Here is a 17,664-nt window from a genome sequence, read left to right as displayed (position 1 = left end):
CGGCCACCCCGCGCCGGCGTTGGCCGCAGGGCACGGAGGGGTCTGGCCATGGACCGCAGCGCGTCAGGCCGCGCGACGGCTCCGTGAACCGGCACGGACGACCGCTCCATCGGGCACGACGTCGTCGTCGTCGACGCGCGCAGCATCCCAGATGTGGGCGTGGGCGCCGATCTTGACGCGTGCGCCGATCTTGGCGTCCCGCCCGACGACGGCGCCGGCACCGACGTGCACGGTCGAGCCGATGACGGCGTGCGGGTGGACCACAGCCTCACGGTCGACCCACGTGCCCTTACCGATGCGGGCTCCGGCTCCGACGACCGCGTCGCGGTCGACGTACGCAGATGGCCCGATGTATGCGGTCGGGTCGACGTGGGCGTGCGACTCCACGAATCCGCCGCCGTTCTCGTGACGGACGTAGCGCAGCATCGTGCCGTTGTCCTCTTCGAACTCCTCGTACTTCCTCTGCCGCATCGGGTGCACCCCCTCCAGGTCCAGGCGTGAGCACTCTGCCCACGCGTCACTCATGCGAAACAACGTTCAAGTGAACATGAAGATTCCGCCGAGGCCAGCAGATGACCGCTGGTCTCACCGCAACGTCTGTACCCGCCCCGACAGTTCCTTTGACACCTGTCTCACCAGCCGAAGTGGCCGTTCCTTGCTGACCCTCCCTGCGGCATACGGTGTGGGGATGAACTTTCGATACCTGGGTAACAGTGGACTGAAGATCTCCGAGATCACCTACGGCAACTGGTTGACCCACGGCTCACAGGTCGAGAACGACGTCGCGACGCAGTGCGTGCGGGCGGCGCTCGAGGCGGGCATCAGCACGTTCGACACCGCCGACGTCTATGCCAACACCAAGGCCGAGACCGTGCTCGGTGACGCCCTCAAGGGCGAACGGCGCGAGAGCCTGGAGATCTTCACCAAGGTCTACTGGCCCACCGGCCCCGGCGGCAAGAACGACACCGGGCTGTCCCGCAAGCACATCCTGGAGTCGATCAACGGCTCGCTGCGACGCCTGCAGACCGACTACGTCGACCTCTACCAAGCACACCGCTACGACACCGAGACGCCACTCGAGGAGACGATGCAGGCCTTCGCCGACGTCGTCCGTCAGGGCAAGGCGCTCTACATCGGCGTCAGCGAGTGGACCGCCGACCAGATCCGCGAGGGCGTCACTCTCGCAAACGAGCTCGGCTTCCAGCTCATCTCGAGCCAGCCGCAGTACTCCATGCTGTGGCGCGTCATCGAGGGCGAGGTCGTGCCGGCCTGTGAGGAGCTGGGCGTCAGCCAGATCGTGTGGAGCCCCATCGCGCAGGGCGTGCTCACGGGCAAGTACCAGCCGGGTCAGCAGCCGCCGGAGGGATCGCGAGCGGCCGACGAGAAGGGCGGCGCCGACATGATCAAGCGGTTCATGAACGACGATGTGCTGACCCGCGTGCAGAACCTCAAGCCGATCGCCGACGAGGCCGGCCTGACGATGGCCCAGCTCGCCGTCGCCTGGGTGCTGCAGAACCCGAACGTCGCAGCCGCGCTGGTCGGCGCCTCACGTCCCGAGCAGGTCGCCGAGAACGTCAAGGCCGCCGGCGTGAAGCTCGAGCCCGAGCTCATGACGAAGATCGACGACGTGCTCGGCGACATCGTCGAGAAGGACCCGGGCAAGACGAAGGAGACCGCGCCGCAGCAGCGCGTCGCCTGACGACGCCCGTCACCGAGCACGTATGCCGCCCAGCCGGATTCGCGAGGCTGGGCGGCATACGTGTGTGGCCGCGTGTCAGGCGGACACTAGGGTGTGATCTTCGTCAGGCGCGTCGACCAGTTGCCCAGCGAGGTCCGCGTGCCGTTGCAGCTGCCGATCGGCGCGGTGAGGTACTGCTGGAGTGTGCATGTCTGGGCGATGTACTCCGACGCCATCCAGATGGAGCTGCCGTCGGTGACGGCGGCGCCGTAGTCGCCCCAGCGAGTGCGGATCGGCGAGCCCACGAACGCCTTGTAGCTCGTGAACCCGTCCGACGGGCCGAGGCCCGCTCCGACGATGTGGATCGGCCCCACTGCTCCCGCCGACGAGATCGCGGCGTAGCCGGCGCTGGGATAGCGGTCGGCCCCGCCGACGGTGAACGCGATGGCGCCCTTGCCGTTGGGCAGCATCGTGATGGCGGGGTAGGTGAGGTTGCTGTTCGCCAACGCGAGGTAGCCCTGCTTCTCGACCTTGCCGCCGACCTTGCCGGCGCCGTTGATCTTCGGTTGCACGGCGAACCAGGCGATACCGGCCTTGAGTTCGCCGTTGACGCGAACCGCAGTGTCCAGGGCGCCCCAGAGGACGCCGTTGGTGTACCAGGTCTGCTGCATCCGACTGTCGTTCGCGTCGAGGTGGGAGATCACCTCGTCGTGAGCCGGCTCGGCCGCGAAGAAGAGCTGCCAGCATCCGGTCAGACCCGCAACCACGGTCGTCGTGTCGTTGACGCACTGACCGAGGGGGAACGGGCCGGGCTTCTGCTCGGCCTTGGGGGGGACGACGTAGGTTTCGCTGTTGATCACCCGGTTGGTGACCCGCAGGTCCGGCGTCGTCGCGTTGAGCGAGGCCGTGTTCGTCAACGCCCAGAGCCCGATGCGCCTGGCCGTGCCGGTCGGGTTGCCGGTCTCGGAGCCGTCACCGGCAACCGAGCTGAGCATGAACTCCGTGCCGTTGGCGTCGGTGGCGTACTGGTTGGGCGGCGACGTGGCGGGCCACACCGTGAAACCGGGCGTGCCGGCGAGCTGCAGGTTCGGGACCAGCGTCACCCGCACCGAGGCCGGGTGCTGCGAGAGCTGTGCCTTCGAGAAGGCGAAGACCTGCGCGGCGTTGAAGTTCGGCCCGAACAGGTCGTACTCGTTCGTCGTGATGTAGATGCCGTTCGCGTCACCACCGATGTGCGGGTAGTCCTGGAAGCACGGTCCCGGCGTCGTGCCGTCGAGGGTGCAGCCGTGGTCCGGGGTGCCATCCGTGCCGTCGTTCTGCGCGGGCACGTGATAGATCGTCCAGGTGTCGCGTGGGTCGCTGGTGTTGGAGACGGCGACGTCGATGGTGTTCTTGCCGTTGAAGTCTCCGTTGGCGTCGACGTCCAGCGTGGTGATGGCCACGACGAAGCGCCCGAAGTCCGGGTCGAAGTGGCAGACCGGGTCGATGACGTTGGGACCGACCACGCCGGTCGTCCGGTCGATCGCGGCGGGGTAGCCGAAGAAGGTGTTGAGGTCCTGCACCCCGGTCAGCGGGTTGGCGTTGGAGTCGTACACGCGCAGGACGCTGTTGACGGACTCGACGGTGAAGCCGTTGCCGACGCAGAGTGCCTGGTCGGGCGGCTCGAGCGAGAACTGGTTGCCTCCGTTGGCGGTGCGCTGGTCCCGGTGGTTGAGGCCCTGGATGCTGGCGCGGACAGCCGGCCCGGCACCGACGACCGCACTGGAGGCCACGGCTGGGGCCTCGAGCGGGTGCTTGGGGAAGATGCCGTGCTTGAAGTGCGGGTCGGGCCGCGTGGATGGGACCGCGGGCCCTTCGTCGTCGGGGCCGGCCCTGAGCTCGGGTTGCTGGAGGTCGCCCGCGCCGGTGGCGAGGTTGCGGATACTGGTCGTGCCAGAGGACGTGATCTGGCGGGTGTCAGAAGGGGCGGCGTTCGCGGCTCCTGGCAGACTCAGCAGGGCCGCAGCGATGGCTGCGGCTCCACCGGTGGCGATGATCTTTCGCATGAGCACCTCCGTGGGGGGAATCTGCACTGAATCGTCGCGCAGGCCTCTTCCGGGGTCGTACATGTAGAACCAAGCCCACACGACTTCCAAACGTACGCTCGCGTGCACCGGCCAGGACGGCTTTGCGGTTTTTGCCCTCGGCGGCTCCCGCTGCCCGCGTGCGCCCCTTCGCCGCGCCGGACGGCATACGTCCGAAGTGCCGTACCTTGTCGCGGCAGGTGGCTAGCCTGCGGCCATGGCACAGGGGGAGGGTGCGCGGTTCGCGCACGAGTCGGAGCGTCTCGTCTGGGAGCGGCTGAGCGGCACGGTGGCGGACGGCACGGTCCTGCTGCCCAACCTGAGGCTGACGTCGCAGCGCAAGGACCACGAGCTCGACGTTGTCGTGCTGATGCCGGGAGTCGGCATCGTGGTCGTCGAGGTGAAGGGCGGCAGCGTGTCCGTCGACGCGCAGGGCTGCTGGTGGTCCGGCGGCGGCACCCGCAAGAGCCGGGTGCGCCCGGTGGAACAGTGCCGCGACGGCAAGTACGCCCTTCGCGAGTTCATCGAGGCCGACCCGCGTTGGAAGAACCACCGCAGCCGGGTGCGGTTCGGCCACGCGGTCGTCGTGCCGTTCACGGACGTCGCCGACGACTTCGCCACCCCGGACTGCCCACGGTGGATGATCAGCGGGGCTCGCGACCTCGACGACCTCGCCTTGCGCATCCACGCCGTCGCCGCACGCCAGGAGAACGACCAGCGCGTCCCGACCCGCGACGACATCGAGCTGATCGCCGAGATCCTCACGGGCAGAGGCTTTCCCGTGCCTGACATCGCTGCGGATGCTGACGACCGGGAGGCCGCGGCCGACCGGCTGACGCTCGAGCAGGCAGCACTACTCCAGGTCACGCGGCTCATCCGGAGGATGGAGGTCCGGGGCGGTGCCGGCAGCGGCAAGACGATCCTCGCCCTCACGCAGGCGAAGGACCTCACCCGGGGCCAGGGCGACCGCAAGGCTCAGCGGGTGGCCCTCGTCTGCTACTCGATCGGGCTCTCGCAGTACTTCAAGCGGCAGCTCGCCGGGGTGCCGCGCAACCACCGGCCCGCGTTCGTCGGGTCCTTCGAGGACCTCGCCAACCTCTGGGGCATCGACACGGCCTCGCACGACCGCAACGACGCAACCTTCTGGGAGCGTGACCTCGCCGCCCGGATGGCCGAGGTGGCATCGGCGCTGCCCGAGGGCAAGCGGTTCGACGCGGTCATCGTCGACGAGGCCCAGGACTTCGCCGACCACTGGTGGCACCCGCTGATGAAGTCCCTGCGCGACGAGGACGAGGGCGGGCTCTACGTCTACAGCGACGAGAACCAGCGGATCTTCGCGCGCTACGGGCGGCCGCCGGTGCCCCTCGTCCCCCTCGTGCTCGACCACAACCTGCGCAACACCCAGCAGATCGCCAAGGCGTTCGGGCCCCTTGCTCCCACCCGGATGCAGCTGCGCGGCGGAGACGGCGCCGAAGTGACCTTCGTGCCGGCCTCGATCGACGAGGCCATCGCCGCGGCGGACGACCAGGTCGACGTCCTGCTGGCCGCCGGGTGGCGACCCGACCACGTGGCGCTGCTGACCATGGGGTCGCGCCATCCCGCGCAGGTGGAGCGTCAGGAAGCCGACGGCCACATCGGCTACTGGCGCTCGTTCTGGGAGGACGACGACGTCTTCTACGGCCATGTCCTGGGCTGCAAGGGCCTCGAACGGCGCGCCGTCGTGCTGTGCGTCAACGCGAAGTCGACCGACCGTGCCCGAGAGATGCTCTACGTCGGCATGTCACGAGCCACCGACCAGCTGGTCGTCGTCGGCGACCCCGACTTCGTCCGTGAGATCGGCGGCGACCAGGTCGCGCTGCGCCTCGGGCTCGAACCTCGCTGACGAGGCGTCGCTGGGGACAACTCTGACGCGGTGGGTCCTGGCGCGGCCACGATGGCACGCATGACCTTCGAGGACCTGCCCCCACGCGCCAGCCAGATCCCGCTCACCGACGTCCGTGTCGCCGGCGACGTCATCGACCTCATCATCGGCGAGACCGATCGGGCCGGCGGCTGCGTCGGCCTCATGATCTGCGACGAGCAGCACCGCGGCGTCCAGCCCATCCTGCTGCACGACGTTCCCGCGGACCGCGAGGCCGACGGGCTCGTCACGCTGCTGGAGCTCGTCCTGCCGCTCATCGCGGAACGCCACGGCTCGCTCCTCATCGGTCGAGGCCGTCCGCGCGGCACCGTCGCCGACGACGTCGACCGCACGTGGCACCAGGCCGCCATCGAGCGCTGCTCCGCCCACGGGGTGCGGCTGCTCGGCTTCCACGTCGCCACGGCCGACGGGGTCTTCCGGCTGCCGGAGCCGCTCACGGCCGCCTCCTGACCCGTCGACGCGCGACTCTTGCGCGCCGAGGGCCCGGGCGAGGAACGTGCGCACATGGACTCCGACCTCGAGCAGCTCTTCACCCACGCGGCCGTCGAGGGGGCCCGGCACCGCGCCACCGTCGCCGACCGGCCCGTGCACCCCTACCCGGACCCCGCACCCCTCGCGGAGGCATTCGGGGGACCGCTCAGGGCCGGACCGACCGCGCCCACGCAGGTGGTGGACGAGCTGGTCGCAGCGGCCACCCCGGGTCTCGTCGGCACGGTCGGCCCGCGCTACTTCGGCTTCGTCATCGGTGGCTCGTCACCTGCCGCCGCCACTGCCGACCTGCTGACGACGGGGTGGGACCAGTGCGCCTACAGCGAGGCGCTCTCCCCGTCCGCCGCGGCCGCTGAGCGTGCCGCCGCGACCTGGGTCAGGCAGCTGCTGGGCCTGCCGTCGACGGCATCCGTCGGCTTCGTCACTGGCGCGCAGGCCGCGAACACCGTCGGGCTGGCCGTGGGTCGGCAGCGGGTGCTGGCGGACGCCGGATGGGACGTCGCGCGAGACGGCCTGTTCGGTGCGCCGCGCGTCGCCATCGTCGCGGGCGACGAGCGCCACGCCACGATCGACCGCGCCGCGCGGCTGCTCGGGTTCGGCACTGCCAGCATCGAGCCCGTGGCGTCCGGCCCGCAAGGGGCCATCGACCTCGAGCAGCTCGCCGTGACGCTCGATGCCGTTGCCGGGCGGCCGATCGTCGTCTGCCTGCAGGCTGGCAACGTCAACACCGGCGCGTGCGACGACCTCCGCGCCGCAATCCCGCTCGCGCGCGACCGCGGGGCCTGGGTGCACGTCGACGGCGCCTTCGGACTGTGGGCGGCCGCGAGTCCCCGCACCGCCCACCTCGTCGACGGGCTCGACCTCGCCGACTCATGGGGCGTCGATGCCCACAAGTGGCTCAACGTCCCGTACGACTGTGGTCTGGCCATCTGCGCCGACGCAGCGCTGCACGCCTCCACGATGTCGTATGCCGCCTCGTACCTCACCGGGTCGGGGGCGGCCTCTGACTTCGTCCTCGGTGACCTCACCCCCGAGTCCTCCAGACGGGCAAGGGGATTCGCGGTCTGGGCTGCGCTGCGTGAGCTGGGCAGCGATGGTGTCGCCGACCTGGTCGACCGTTCGTGCGCCCTGGCGCGACGCATGGCAGAGCGGCTCCGCGCGGGTGGTGCGACGATCCACAACGACGTCGTGCTCAACCAGGTGCTCGTCAGCGTCGGGGATCCGGCGCACACCGACGCCGTCATCGAGCGGGTACAGCGCGAGGGCACCTGCTGGGTCGGCGGAACGACCTGGCGCGGGCTGCGGCTCATCCGCATCTCGGTCTCGAACGCGACGACGACAGAGGCCGACATCGACGTGTCCGCCGACGCCATCCTGGGCGCCGCGGTCCCGCAATGACGCGCTGAGCGGACGAGCCCCCACGCGTCAGCGCAGAAGCAGGTCCAGCTCCTCCCTCACGTGCGCCACGAGCGGGCCACTGTCCTCGACGATGTCAGGGTCGGTGACGACGCTGACGGTCAGCGTGCCGGCATACGAGAGCACGACGAAGGTCACGGCGACGTTCCCGGGCGTCACGGCGACCGGCACCAGCCGCGCGACCGGGCAGCCGCAGAAGCTCAGCGCTGCGTCAGGGCCGTGGACGTTGGTGACGAACGAGTTGACGAGTCGCTGGTGGTCGACGAACCACTGCAGCAGACCGACGCGTGCCAGACCGCGGAAGACGACGCCCAGAGGTCTGGCCGAGGCGGCCCGCGGCCGATCGCCCTGCAGGCGGGTGAGGTGCGCGACGCTCCGGAGCCTGGAGAGCGCGTCGGGCGCCAGCGGGATCCGGAACGGCACGACACCGGTCTCGTTGCCGAGGCTTCCCCCCGTCGTCGAGGCGCGAGAGGAGTAGGGCACCGACAGGACCACCGAGTCGAGGTGTTCTCCGCGATCCGCCAGGGTTCGGCCGATCCCCCCGGACACCGCCGAGAGCAGGAGGTCGTTGAGGGTCGCTCGATGCCGGTGGGCAGCCGCGACGACGTCGCTGAGCGAGGTGTCGACGACGAAGACCTGCCGGCGCCTCCCGGTCGGCTGGTTGAGCGATGTCGGTGGGCAGAGCCGGGGGCGCTCCGCGCGTGCGCCCAGGTCGCGCAGTCCCGACCGGACGAGACGCAGTCGTGGGCCGACCGACCTGATGGCGTGCATGCGACCGCGCCACGCGTCGCTGGGCCCGCCGGGTCGGCGCGGTCCGGCTCCCTGCGGCGCTCGAAGGGCCGGCCAGTCCTGCGACGTCGGTGGTGACGTCGCCTGTGGCCCCGGCGTCGGCGAAGGCGGCGAGCACTGCGAGCCCGCCGATCCCGTCCGTCAGCACGTGGTGGCAGATGAACACCAGGGCGGCGCGGTCTTCCGGCAACCCGACGATCCAGTGCGCGGCCCAGAGGGGACGGTCGCGGGGGAGCGGTCGGCACACGAGCTCGGCGACGCGGCGCCAGAGGTCCCCTTCACCGTCGACCCGTTCGAACGAGACGTGGCTCTCGACCACGAAGTCATCGTCGTCGAGCCAGTAGGGGCGACCACACCCGAGGGGCGCCGCCCGCAGACGCTGTCGCAGCCGGGGGACGCGCGCCACCCCGCGGGCAACGGCCGCTGCCACAGCCGACGGATCCAGGGTGCATCCGCCGTCGACCACGAGGACCGCGGCGATGTTCATCGGAGCCGGGCCGCGGTCGCTCAGCAGCGTCGTCAGGTCGTTCGGCGTGACGCGCAGAAGCGCGCCGTCCCCGCCGAACTCGCCCGGCGAACGTGCACACGTCTCGGTGCCCATGTCTCGACGCTAGGCCGCACCATCCGCACCATCCGGTGCTCCGGAGAACGGCGGCTGTCTCGTGCGTCACGCAGCCCGTCCGCTGGTGTGTCTCCGTGGTCACAGGGCGACGCCACGGCGGCCGCCAGGCGGGACGATGGAGGTGGCCGGAGCACACGGCCCCGACCGGCATCGAAGGGGAGAGCGATGGGCGCCGAAGCCAGCCCGACGAACACCACCACGAGTCACGGGATCGTCGTCGGCTATGACGGGTCCCCCGGGGCACGCCTCGCCCTGGAATGGGCCGTCGAGAGCGCGAAACGCGACGACCGTCCGCTCACCCTTTTGCACTGCGTGGGCCTGACGATGACCCCGGCGTTCCGCGCGTACGACCCCGGTGTGCATGCCCACACCTACGAGGAGCTGTCGCGCGGCGTCCTCGCCGATGCGATCGACGTCGCGTCGAAACAGCTGAGCCGCAAGGACGTCCGACCGTTGAGCGCCGTCGGCAACGCTTCCGCGGAGCTCGTGGGGGTGTCGGCGCAGGCAGACCTGCTGGTGACCGGGTCGCGCGGGCACGGCACGATCTCGTCGGGGCTGCTCGGGTCCACGTCGTATGCCGTCACCGCCCACGCTCACTGCCCTGCGGTCGTCGTGCGTGGTCCTTCGGTCGTCCATGCCGGGCCGTCGCATCCCGTCGTGGTCGCGTTCGACGACTCGAAGCCGGCTCAGACCGCTCTCCAGACGGCCATCCAGGTCGCGGCAGCGGCCGAGGCCACGCTGCACGTCGTTTCGGTCGACAACGTCGGGGGCCTGGAGGCCTGGCCCGAGACCGACACGATGCTCGGTAGGGAGGAGGTCGTCGAGTCGATGCACAGGCAGTTCGAGAAGACGGTGCGCGACGTCGCCGAGGAGGCGCGGCGTGCCCACCCCGGACTCGACGTCCGCACCAACGTCGTCGCGGGCGCGGCCGGGCACGCGATCGCCGGCTACGCGAGTGACGTCTCAGCGGGCCTCATCGTCATGGGCTCTCGCGGCCACGGCGGGTTCACCGGGATGCTGCTCGGCTCCGTCAGCCACCGCGTCATCCACGACGCACCGTGCCCCGTCATGGTCGTGCGCTGACACGCAAACGGACCGTGGAGGTTCGGAGCCCTCATCAGGGGGCCGGTTCGGACCTCCACGCGTCCGTGGTGTGCTGGCGCCGTTCTCAAGGTGCGGTCGTGCGCCCGGCCAAGGCGATGGCTGCCTGCTCCGCCAGCCGTGTCACAGTCCTCTCGGCAGCGGCCTCCGTCGCACGTGCCTGCGCGGGCGTGGCGCCCTCGGGGTAGCTGAACCGCAGCGACACCGTTAACGCCTGCGTTGCCTTGCTGCTCGCCTTCCATCCCGGGAGTGCTGTGTGCTCGGGCAGCCAGGCGGTCACCTCCCCGGGCATCATGTCGATCCTCGACTCGGTGGAGCCGGTGATGGAGAGACTGACCCGAACGGACGTGCCGGTGGTGAGGGTCACGTCGGCGCGCTGGTTGGCATACTGCGGCTTGCCCAACCACCACGCGCAGACGTCGCCGGCGCGTGCCTGCTCCAGGACGACCTTCGCATTGGTGGCCTTGGCGATCGCTGTCCTCGTCAGTTCCTGACAGTCCTTTCCGCGAGGCGCAGATGTCTCTGCCGGCGAACTCCACTGGGGGAAGGAGAAATTCGGCAGACTCCCGCCGAAAACTTGAGAAGCGCGAGGCGCCAACTGGCCGATGCCGACAAGCAACGCTAAGCCCACGACGGCCCTGACCACCGAAGGTCGGCGCCTTCGTCTTGGGGCTGTAGCAGATCTCCGCTGCTTGTTCTGGATTCGACCGCGGGGCCGATTTTCCCTGACTATCTCAGGCACGGTCAGCTCACTCGTCGCCGACGGCGGAACCCCCGAGTCGTCCGCTGATGCGGATGGATACGTGTGCGCGATCTTGCGTGACAGGAGTTCCGCGGTCACCGGGTCCGTTGTCATCGGCTGTCGCCTCAGCCATTTCGCGAGCCGACCGCACGGGACGACCTCCACGCCGCGGACGCGTTGGGCGCGAAACCTCGCTCCGTGGGCGCCTGCCAGGGCGACGACCGGGACCACCGGCACTCCCAGTGCCTTCTCCATCTCGCCCGCGAAACCGGCGAGCTTGTCGAGCTCCACCCCCTTTGCCGAGCTGCGCCCGGCGTGTTGCCACAGGTTGCCGTCATGCACCGTGAGGCCGCCTGCCCAGTTCTTGGCGTCCACGAGGAAGAGGCCACCGGGTCCTACGACGAGGTGGTCGAGGTTGGTCAGGCTCGTTCCGGGCCGCAGCAGCCGGTCGTGCAGCACGACCCAACCGGAGGGGAGGTCCGTGAGTGCTTTGGCGACGCGCCGTTCCCCGTCGGCGCCCGCCGCCCAGGCGCCGGCCTGGGCTTCGAGCTGCTCGGCCCGGACACGGGCCTCGTCCTCACGTTCGCGCTCAGCAGCCGCACGCGTCCAGAGCTCCTCCGCCCGTGCGCGAGCCGACCCACCGTCTGCCATGTCTTCTTCCCCCTGTGCAGTCCCGCGTCGCGACTCTAGGCAACGGGACCTACGTGGCGGGCCTGAATCCAGACAACTCGTTCAGATGTGGACCATGGGGGCCGAAGGATCGGGCAGAGCCCGGACACGCAAACGGACCGTGGAGGTTCGGCGCCCTCATCGAGGGTCCGAACCTCCACGGTCCGCAGGGTGGTCCTTCAGCGCACCGGTGGACGCTGGAAACCCGGGCGTCCGGCGGTGCCGGCCGCTCGCTCGACTGAGCGGCCGAACCTGCCGACCGCCTGGCCGAACGCGCCCGTGCCGCGGTCACCGAGGGCAGGCGGAACCACGACGACGGGGCACAGTGACGCCCGGGCGATCCGACTCCCGAGCCATCGCGCGCCGACTTCGGTGGAGCGCCCGGCGTCGATGACGACGAGGTCGGCCGTTCGGCTCTCCTCGAGCAGCACCGCGCGCCGTTTCCCGCCGACGACGCGGGTCTCGACCACGTGGTCATGGCCGAGCACCTTCGCGACGTCCGCTGCGAGTCGCGCCTCCTCGACGGCACGTGCGCTGTCGTGGGAGACGACCGACGGCACCCGGCCGCCAGTCGCAGTCTCGGGAGCGTGCGGCCGCCAGGCCCGCACGGCGACGACCCGCCCGCCGCGGACCGAGGCCTCCTCGACGGCCCAACGCAGCGCACCGGGCGACCCGCTCGTGGGGCTCACCCCGACGACGATCGTGTGGGGCCGGCCCAGCGCGGCGAGGTTCATGCCGGCGCTCCCGACTCCTCCGAGACCTTGCTCAACGGGTCGGCGATGTCCTCGAGCGACTTGCGTTCGGCGTCGATGCCGATCGCGAGGGCCACGGCACCACCGATGATCATGATGACGGCACCTGCGACGTAACCCCACGTCAGCGGCATACGGTCCTTGCCCTCACCGATGAGCGTGCCGTAGAGAACGGGCGCGATGGCACCGGCGCACTGGGCGATGACGAAGAAGTACGAGATGGCCTGCCCGCGCACCTCGAGCGGGAAGATCTCGCTCACGGTGAGGTAGGCCGCCGACGCACCTGCCGAGGCGAAGAAGAACGACACGCACCAGAAGATCGTGTGGGTCGTCGCGGTCAGGGCCTGCGCCTGGAACAGCCAGGCCGACACCAGCAGCACGAGTCCGGCGACCGTGTACGTGAAGAAGATCATCTTGCGTCGACCGATGGTGTCGAAGAGATGGCCGAGCAGGAGCGGTCCGAGCAGGTTGCCGGCCGCGAACGGCAGGAAGTAGAGCGAGGTTCCGGCCTTGTCGATGTGGTAGAAGTTCGTCAGCACCAGCGCGTAGGTGAAGAAGATCGCGTTGTAGAGGAACGACTGCGTGATCATCATCGTGAGGCCCAGCACCGTGCGTCTGCCGTAGCGGTGGACGAAGACGTCCCACAGCACCTTGGGACCCATCGCGTCCTCCGGCTTGACGAGGATCGCCTTGCTCTCGTCGACCTCGGGGAGCTCTCCGCCTTCGCGGCGCACCCGTTCCTCGATCTCCTCGACGGTGCGTTCGGCCTCCTCGGCACGGCCGTGCGTGAGCAGCCATCGCGGGCTCTCCGGGATGTGTCGGCGCAGGTAGATGATCGACAGGCCGAGGAGCGGGCCGATGAAGAACGAGAGGCGCCAGCCGAGGTTCTCGGCCACGTTGTCGGGGTTGAGCAGGTAAAGGTTCGCGAGGGCGCCGAAGAAGGCGCCGAACCAGTAGGTCCCGTTGATGGCGATGTCGACGCGGCCCCGGTAGTGCGACGGGATCAGCTCGTCGATGGCGGAGTTGATCGCGGTGTACTCGCCGCCGATGCCCATTCCGGCGATGAAGCGGAACACCCAGAGGAAGCCCATGCTCGGCGCGAAGCCGGCGAGGCCGGAACCGATGAGGTAGATCACCAGCGTGATGATGAAGAGCCTGCGGCGTCCCCACCGGTCGGTGAGCCTGCCGAAGGTCAGCGCTCCCACGACCTGCCCGACGAGGTAGACCGTGCCCGTGAGCCCGACCTGGGCGGCCGACATGCCGAGCGTCTTCTGGAAGCCGGACTCGGACACGATCTGGATCTCGAGACCGTCGAGGATCCACGAGATGCCGAGCCCGATGACGACGGACCAGTGGAACTTCGTCCAGGGCAGCCGGTCCATGCGCGCCGGGACCAGGCTTCTGATCGCCCCGTCCGTGCGTTGTTGTGCGACAGCCTCGCTCATCACATCTCCTTTGATCGATCGCTGTAACCGTCGGGTGTGTTCGTGCGCGCCACGTCCTCACCGTCTCGATCCGTACCCTGTGGCGTGCCGAGAGCAACGCCTTGGGCGCAGGGTGCTCAGTGACCTGCGCTGCCGTGTGCCGGGTCGCCTGTATGCCGCCACGCCCCCGCCCGTATGCCGTCATCCACGGCTTCGTGGGTACGTGACAGTCGCGTGGCGGGTGAAGGAGCCCGTCGGTGGCACACCAGGAGGAGCGACATGCCGGCCAGGAAGCGATCGGGCAGCACGGACCTGCCCTCGACCCTCGAGCGCTCGTCGAAGAAGGCCCAGGAGACGTGGCTGGCGACGCACGACGCCGCGGTGGAGCAGTACGGCGAGGGGGAGCGGGCGCACCGCACTGCCTTCGCGTCGCTGAAGCACTCCTTCGAGAAGGTCGGCGACCACTGGGAGGAGAAGGCCGAGAAGGGGCCGAGCGACGCCCAGGCGGCCAGGCGCGGTGCGGAGGCGCGGGCCCACCTCGACGACGGGGACTCCGCGGGCGGGGTCGATGCGAACGCCTCGAAGGCGCACCTCTACGACATCGCCAAGCGCCTCGACGTCGCGGGTCGCTCGCGGATGAGCAAGGACGAGCTCGTGGAGGCGATCCAGCGCGCCAACGACCGCGCCACCGCGGCGGCACGTGACTGACGAAAGGCCTCGCCCGGCCCTCCAGACAGTTCTACGCTGATCTGTTGGGCCGCCACGGAGGCGGCCGGTGCGGTGGGGTGACCAGACTGCCGCCGCGGAGGAGTGGGCCATGTCGGTGTCACGTGCACGGAATGGATCTCGGAACACGGTTCGATCGGTTGCCGGAGTGGGGGCTGAGGCACTCGTCGCTGCCGCTGCGCTGGCGACCGGAGTAGCGGCCACGGGGGCCACGGCGGCGGGGGCCATGACGACCTACCTGGTCGTCTACCGCGCGGGAACGCGACGACCGGCGCGGCGGCCGCCGTGAGCGCCGCCGGGGGGCAGCTCGTCGCGAGCTACGCACCCATCAGTGTCGTCGTCGCGAGGTCGACCAACGTCGACTTCGCAGCCCGGATGAAGACGGTCAACGGAGTCGAGGGCGCCGTCGCCACAACGCGTTTCGCCACCGCGGTCGGTGGCGGGGGAGCAGCCAGCGCCGCGACCCCGAGTGCCGCGCCCAGGGCGACGGCCGCCGCGGCCGGCGTCATCCCGCTGACCGACTCCCTGTCGGGCTTGCAGTGGGACATGGACCAGATCCGCGTCGGCAACGCCCACAGGGTGACCACGGGAAGCCCGTCGGTCCTCGTCGGCGACATCGACACCGGACTGGACTACACGCACCCTGACCTGGCGGCGAACGTCGACGACAGCGCCAGCGCCAACTGCACCAGCGGCCTCGCCGTGCCCGGAATGGTCGCGGCCAACGACGACAACGGCCACGGCACCCACACTGCCGGCACCATCGCGGCCGCAGCCAACGGCATCGGCATCGTCGGGGTTGCGCCCACCGTGAAGATCGCGGGCATCAAGGCCGGAGACGCCAACGGGTTCTTCTTCCCCGAGGCCGTCATCTGCTCGTTCATATGGGCGGGCGACCACGGCGTCGACGTCACGAACAACAGCTACTTCGCCGACCCGTGGCTCTTCAACTGCAAGAACGACCCCGAGCAGCGGGCGATCTGGAACGCCGAACGTCGCGCCATCAAGTACGCCCAGAACAAGGGCGTCCTCGTCGTCGCGGCCGAGGGCAACCAGGCGGACGACCTGTCCCACCCGACGCAGGACGTGACCAGCCCGGACAACGCGACTCCCGTCACGCGAGACATCACCAACGCCTGCGCGGTCGTCCCGACCGAGGTCCCCGGTGTGGTCGGAGTCAGCGCCACCGGCAACCTGCGGATGAAGTCGTTCTACTCGTCGTTCGGCACGTCGTCGGTCGACGTCGCAGCACCCGGTGGCGACTCCATCTTGCAGCGGACCACCGCGTCCCCGAACGGCCGTGTCCTGTCGACCTGGCCTGCCGCGCTGCTCAACGCGACCTGTCTCCCGGCACGACAGGTGGTCGACGCGAGCGGGGCGACGTACTGCTACCAGCAGGGCACGTCGATGGCCTCGCCGCACGCCGTCGGGGTCGCCGCGCTCATCGCGAGCCGCACCGGACAGAGCGGCAGCACCCTCGCTGCGGCCCTGCAGCGAGCGACCAACCCGTTCGCCTGCCCAGCCGACGTGTCGGCGTACGCCTTCTTCCCAGCGGTCGACGGCGGTGCGCCCCAGACCTGCCAGGGCGGGGTCGGCCACAACAGCTGGTTCGGTTCCGGGGAGGTCGACGCTCTCAAGGCGGTCAGCTGACCGAGCCCGTATGCCGCCGGGTCAGGTCGCGCGACCCGGCCCGGCGGCATACGCAGTCGTGGTCGTCCCCACTTGTCTGAGTGGTCACACCACCCTCGGATGACCTGCCCTGGGCGGGACGATTGAGGTGGCCGGAGCGAGCGGCCCCGGCGACATCGATCGTCACGCCCAGAAAGGGGCGCACCATGAACCGCCAGGCTCGCACCACGTACGGCACTGTCGTCGGCTACGACGGATCGCCAGGATCCCGACTCGCGCTGGCGTGGGCCGCCGAGACAGCGCGCGTGCAGGGCACGCACCTGACCCTCGTGCACAGCGTCAACGTCGCGACCGTGCCGGCCTTCCCGGCGATGGATCTCAGCCAGCTCGAGCCCACGCTCGCGCAGGCGGCCAAGTCCCTCGTCGACGACGGCGCCGTGCGCGCCGCCGAGAAGCTCGACGCCTCCCAGATCGAGACGCAGTACTGGCTGGGCAGCCCCGCCGCGCAGCTCGTCGACGCCTCGAAGGACGCCGACCTGGTCGTCGTCGGCAGCCGAGGGCGCGGGCGCGTGCTCGCCGGTCTGCTCGGGTCGACGTCGTACACGGTCGCGGCCCATGCCACCTGCCCGGTCGTCGTCGTGCGCGGCCCCGTCGACTCCTCGTCCGAAGCCCTGCCGACGCCGGCACGGCCCGGCCGTGACCACGACGTCGTCGTGGGTGTCGACGAATCGGACAGCTCCGCTCGCGCGGTCGACGCGGCCGCCGAGGTGGCCGAGCGGGAGGGCGCCGCCCTGCACGTGGTGCGCGTGGCGCACTCGGCCTCGATGGAGGCCTGGACCTACGCGGAGGTGGCCAAGGGAGGCACCGAGGAGACCCACGCGATCCGCGACCACGCCGAGCAGTCGGTGACACGGGCCGCCAACCGGGTTCGGGCCCGGCACCCGAAGGTGCTGGTCACGACGGAGGTGCTCTACGGCGACCCGGGCCAGTCCCTCGCCGACCTCGGCGCGACCGCCGGCCTGATCGTCGTGGGCTCGCGCGGGCACGGCGGGTTCGCCGGGATGCTGCTCGGGTCGGTCAGCCACCGGGTCATCCACGACGCGACCTGCCCCGTCATGGTCGTCCACTGACGCAGGTCAGCGTTCAGCGTGCTGCGGCGCCCGTCTCGTGCCCCACGCGTCGAGTGCCCAGTTCCCTACGAGCCGAAAGACTGGGCGAACCGTCCGAGTGCCTCGTCCCAGCGCGACTTGTCGCCCGCGCCGTCCTCGGCGATGCCCTGACCCTCGTGGTAGAGGTCGACGCGCGTGCCGTCGCCGTCGGGCTTGAGCTGGAGGTCGACGATGCTGAGGGGGCCGTCCTCGTGCGGGTGCCAGGAGACGCGGATCTGCTCCATCGGGTGGTAGCTGCGCACCACGCCGTGGGGACCGTCCGCGCTGTGCCACGACTCGCCCTTGTTGCCGAGTGTCACACCGGAACCGAGCAGGGCCTCGGTGCCGCGGGAGCTGATGAGGTGGCGCCACACCTGGTCAACGGGTGCACCGACGGACAGCGTCGAGTGCACGCCCGCGGGAGATCCCTCGAAATCTGCGTCCTCAGCGTTCTCGGGGATCGACTGCGTTGAACTGCTCATGGGCACCTCCGGG

At 70.1% G+C, this 17,664-nt stretch carries 15 protein-coding genes and 1 pseudogene; 8 read left to right on the top strand and 8 right to left on the bottom strand.

What is annotated here, in order from left to right; translation table 11 throughout:
* Nucleotides 1-63: 63 nt before the first annotated feature.
* Nucleotides 64-525, bottom strand: coding sequence for a transferase (locus tag AC1DE0_RS14750; protein WP_478101825.1), 462 nt, complete (start codon nucleotides 523-525; stop codon nucleotides 64-66).
* Nucleotides 526-688: 163 nt separating this feature from the next.
* On the opposite strand from AC1DE0_RS14750, the gene AC1DE0_RS14745 reads away from it, so the two are divergent.
* Nucleotides 689-1,699 (top strand): aldo/keto reductase family protein, encoded by a 1,011-nt coding sequence (locus tag AC1DE0_RS14745; RefSeq protein ID WP_478101823.1) that lies wholly within the window; start codon nucleotides 689-691, stop codon nucleotides 1,697-1,699.
* Nucleotides 1,700-1,785: 86 nt separating this feature from the next.
* Here AC1DE0_RS14745 and AC1DE0_RS14740 read toward each other — a convergent pair whose 3' ends face one another.
* Nucleotides 1,786-3,723, bottom strand: a complete 1,938-nt coding sequence (locus AC1DE0_RS14740) for a hypothetical protein (protein WP_478101821.1) — start codon at nucleotides 3,721-3,723, stop codon at nucleotides 1,786-1,788.
* A gap of 235 nt (nucleotides 3,724-3,958) precedes the next feature.
* Here AC1DE0_RS14740 and AC1DE0_RS14735 point away from each other — a divergent pair, with 235 nt between their 5' ends.
* The 3 genes from AC1DE0_RS14735 to AC1DE0_RS14725 are packed head-to-tail and all read left to right on the top strand — an operon-like array spanning nucleotide 3,959 to nucleotide 7,549.
* Complete coding sequence (locus AC1DE0_RS14735; RefSeq protein ID WP_478101819.1) at nucleotides 3,959-5,623, top strand: nuclease-related domain-containing DEAD/DEAH box helicase; 1,665 nt, start codon at nucleotides 3,959-3,961, stop codon at nucleotides 5,621-5,623.
* Nucleotides 5,624-5,683: 60 nt separating this feature from the next.
* Nucleotides 5,684-6,112, top strand: coding sequence for a hypothetical protein (locus tag AC1DE0_RS14730; RefSeq protein ID WP_478101817.1), 429 nt, complete (start codon nucleotides 5,684-5,686; stop codon nucleotides 6,110-6,112).
* Between the two features lie 54 nt (nucleotides 6,113-6,166).
* A complete protein-coding gene (locus AC1DE0_RS14725; protein ID WP_478101815.1) occupies nucleotides 6,167-7,549 on the top strand; it encodes a pyridoxal phosphate-dependent decarboxylase family protein in 1,383 nt (460 codons plus the stop codon).
* A 27-nt stretch (nucleotides 7,550-7,576) separates the two neighbouring features.
* On the opposite strand, the gene AC1DE0_RS14720 is transcribed toward AC1DE0_RS14725, so the two are convergent.
* Both AC1DE0_RS14720 and AC1DE0_RS14715 read right to left on the bottom strand, forming a co-directional pair.
* Nucleotides 7,577-8,338 (bottom strand): WS/DGAT domain-containing protein, encoded by a 762-nt coding sequence (locus AC1DE0_RS14720; RefSeq protein WP_478101813.1) that lies wholly within the window; start codon nucleotides 8,336-8,338, stop codon nucleotides 7,577-7,579.
* Between the two features lie 46 nt (nucleotides 8,339-8,384).
* A pseudogene (locus tag AC1DE0_RS14715) lies at nucleotides 8,385-8,843 on the bottom strand (wax ester/triacylglycerol synthase domain-containing protein); the annotation flags it as partial.
* A 300-nt stretch (nucleotides 8,844-9,143) separates the two neighbouring features.
* Between AC1DE0_RS14715 and AC1DE0_RS14710 the strand changes: the two are divergent.
* Nucleotides 9,144-10,061, top strand: coding sequence for a universal stress protein (locus AC1DE0_RS14710; protein ID WP_478101811.1), 918 nt, complete (start codon nucleotides 9,144-9,146; stop codon nucleotides 10,059-10,061).
* Nucleotides 10,062-10,146: 85 nt separating this feature from the next.
* Here AC1DE0_RS14710 and AC1DE0_RS14705 read toward each other — a convergent pair whose 3' ends face one another.
* The 3 genes from AC1DE0_RS14705 to AC1DE0_RS14695 form a co-directional block, all read right to left on the bottom strand.
* The gene (locus tag AC1DE0_RS14705) at nucleotides 10,147-11,472 is read right to left on the bottom strand and encodes a nuclease-related domain-containing protein (RefSeq protein ID WP_478101809.1); all 1,326 of its coding nucleotides are present in this window, start codon (nucleotides 11,470-11,472) and stop codon (nucleotides 10,147-10,149) included.
* A 197-nt stretch (nucleotides 11,473-11,669) separates the two neighbouring features.
* A complete protein-coding gene (locus AC1DE0_RS14700) occupies nucleotides 11,670-12,224 on the bottom strand; it encodes a universal stress protein (RefSeq protein WP_478101806.1) in 555 nt (184 codons plus the stop codon).
* Complete coding sequence (locus AC1DE0_RS14695) at nucleotides 12,221-13,624, bottom strand: MFS transporter (protein ID WP_478102555.1); 1,404 nt, start codon at nucleotides 13,622-13,624, stop codon at nucleotides 12,221-12,223. Before AC1DE0_RS14695 ends, AC1DE0_RS14700 begins: the two co-directional genes overlap by 4 nt.
* 321 nt (nucleotides 13,625-13,945) lie before the next feature.
* Between AC1DE0_RS14695 and AC1DE0_RS14690 the strand changes: the two genes are divergently transcribed.
* From AC1DE0_RS14690 to AC1DE0_RS14680, 3 genes are all read left to right on the top strand, one after another.
* On the top strand, nucleotides 13,946-14,374 hold the full coding sequence (locus tag AC1DE0_RS14690) for a ChaB family protein (protein ID WP_478101804.1): 429 nt from the start codon (nucleotides 13,946-13,948) through the stop codon (nucleotides 14,372-14,374).
* A 303-nt stretch (nucleotides 14,375-14,677) separates the two neighbouring features.
* Nucleotides 14,678-16,042 (top strand): S8 family serine peptidase, encoded by a 1,365-nt coding sequence (locus AC1DE0_RS14685; protein WP_478101802.1) that lies wholly within the window; start codon nucleotides 14,678-14,680, stop codon nucleotides 16,040-16,042.
* A 185-nt stretch (nucleotides 16,043-16,227) separates the two neighbouring features.
* Complete coding sequence (locus tag AC1DE0_RS14680) at nucleotides 16,228-17,151, top strand: universal stress protein (protein ID WP_478101800.1); 924 nt, start codon at nucleotides 16,228-16,230, stop codon at nucleotides 17,149-17,151.
* Between the two features lie 65 nt (nucleotides 17,152-17,216).
* Here AC1DE0_RS14680 and AC1DE0_RS14675 read toward each other — a convergent pair whose 3' ends face one another.
* Nucleotides 17,217-17,651 carry an SRPBCC family protein gene (locus tag AC1DE0_RS14675; RefSeq protein WP_478101798.1) on the bottom strand — a complete coding sequence of 145 codons (435 nt, stop codon included), beginning with the start codon at nucleotides 17,649-17,651 and terminating at the stop codon, nucleotides 17,217-17,219.
* Between the last annotated feature and the right edge of the window lie 13 nt (nucleotides 17,652-17,664).

It is taken from the genome of Terrabacter sp. 05T424 (assembly GCF_056396225.1).
This window is presented reverse-complemented; position numbering and strand designations above follow the sequence as displayed.

Coding starts and splice junctions, on each gene's coding strand:
- AC1DE0_RS14750 (WP_478101825.1), bottom strand. CDS start 525: ATGAGTGACGCGTGGGCAGAGTGCTCACGCCTGGACCTGGAGGGGGTG.
- AC1DE0_RS14745 (WP_478101823.1), top strand. CDS start 689: ATGAACTTTCGATACCTGGGTAACAGTGGACTGAAGATCTCCGAGATC.
- AC1DE0_RS14740 (WP_478101821.1), bottom strand. CDS start 3,723: ATGCGAAAGATCATCGCCACCGGTGGAGCCGCAGCCATCGCTGCGGCC.
- AC1DE0_RS14735 (WP_478101819.1), top strand. CDS start 3,959: ATGGCACAGGGGGAGGGTGCGCGGTTCGCGCACGAGTCGGAGCGTCTC.
- AC1DE0_RS14730 (WP_478101817.1), top strand. CDS start 5,684: ATGACCTTCGAGGACCTGCCCCCACGCGCCAGCCAGATCCCGCTCACC.
- AC1DE0_RS14725 (WP_478101815.1), top strand. CDS start 6,167: ATGGACTCCGACCTCGAGCAGCTCTTCACCCACGCGGCCGTCGAGGGG.
- AC1DE0_RS14720 (WP_478101813.1), bottom strand. CDS start 8,338: ATGCACGCCATCAGGTCGGTCGGCCCACGACTGCGTCTCGTCCGGTCG.
- AC1DE0_RS14710 (WP_478101811.1), top strand. CDS start 9,144: ATGGGCGCCGAAGCCAGCCCGACGAACACCACCACGAGTCACGGGATC.
- AC1DE0_RS14705 (WP_478101809.1), bottom strand. CDS start 11,472: ATGGCAGACGGTGGGTCGGCTCGCGCACGGGCGGAGGAGCTCTGGACG.
- AC1DE0_RS14700 (WP_478101806.1), bottom strand. CDS start 12,224: ATGAACCTCGCCGCGCTGGGCCGGCCCCACACGATCGTCGTCGGGGTG.
- AC1DE0_RS14695 (WP_478102555.1), bottom strand. CDS start 13,624: ATGGACCGGCTGCCCTGGACGAAGTTCCACTGGTCCGTCGTCATCGGG.
- AC1DE0_RS14690 (WP_478101804.1), top strand. CDS start 13,946: ATGCCGGCCAGGAAGCGATCGGGCAGCACGGACCTGCCCTCGACCCTC.
- AC1DE0_RS14680 (WP_478101800.1), top strand. CDS start 16,228: ATGAACCGCCAGGCTCGCACCACGTACGGCACTGTCGTCGGCTACGAC.
- AC1DE0_RS14675 (WP_478101798.1), bottom strand. CDS start 17,651: ATGAGCAGTTCAACGCAGTCGATCCCCGAGAACGCTGAGGACGCAGAT.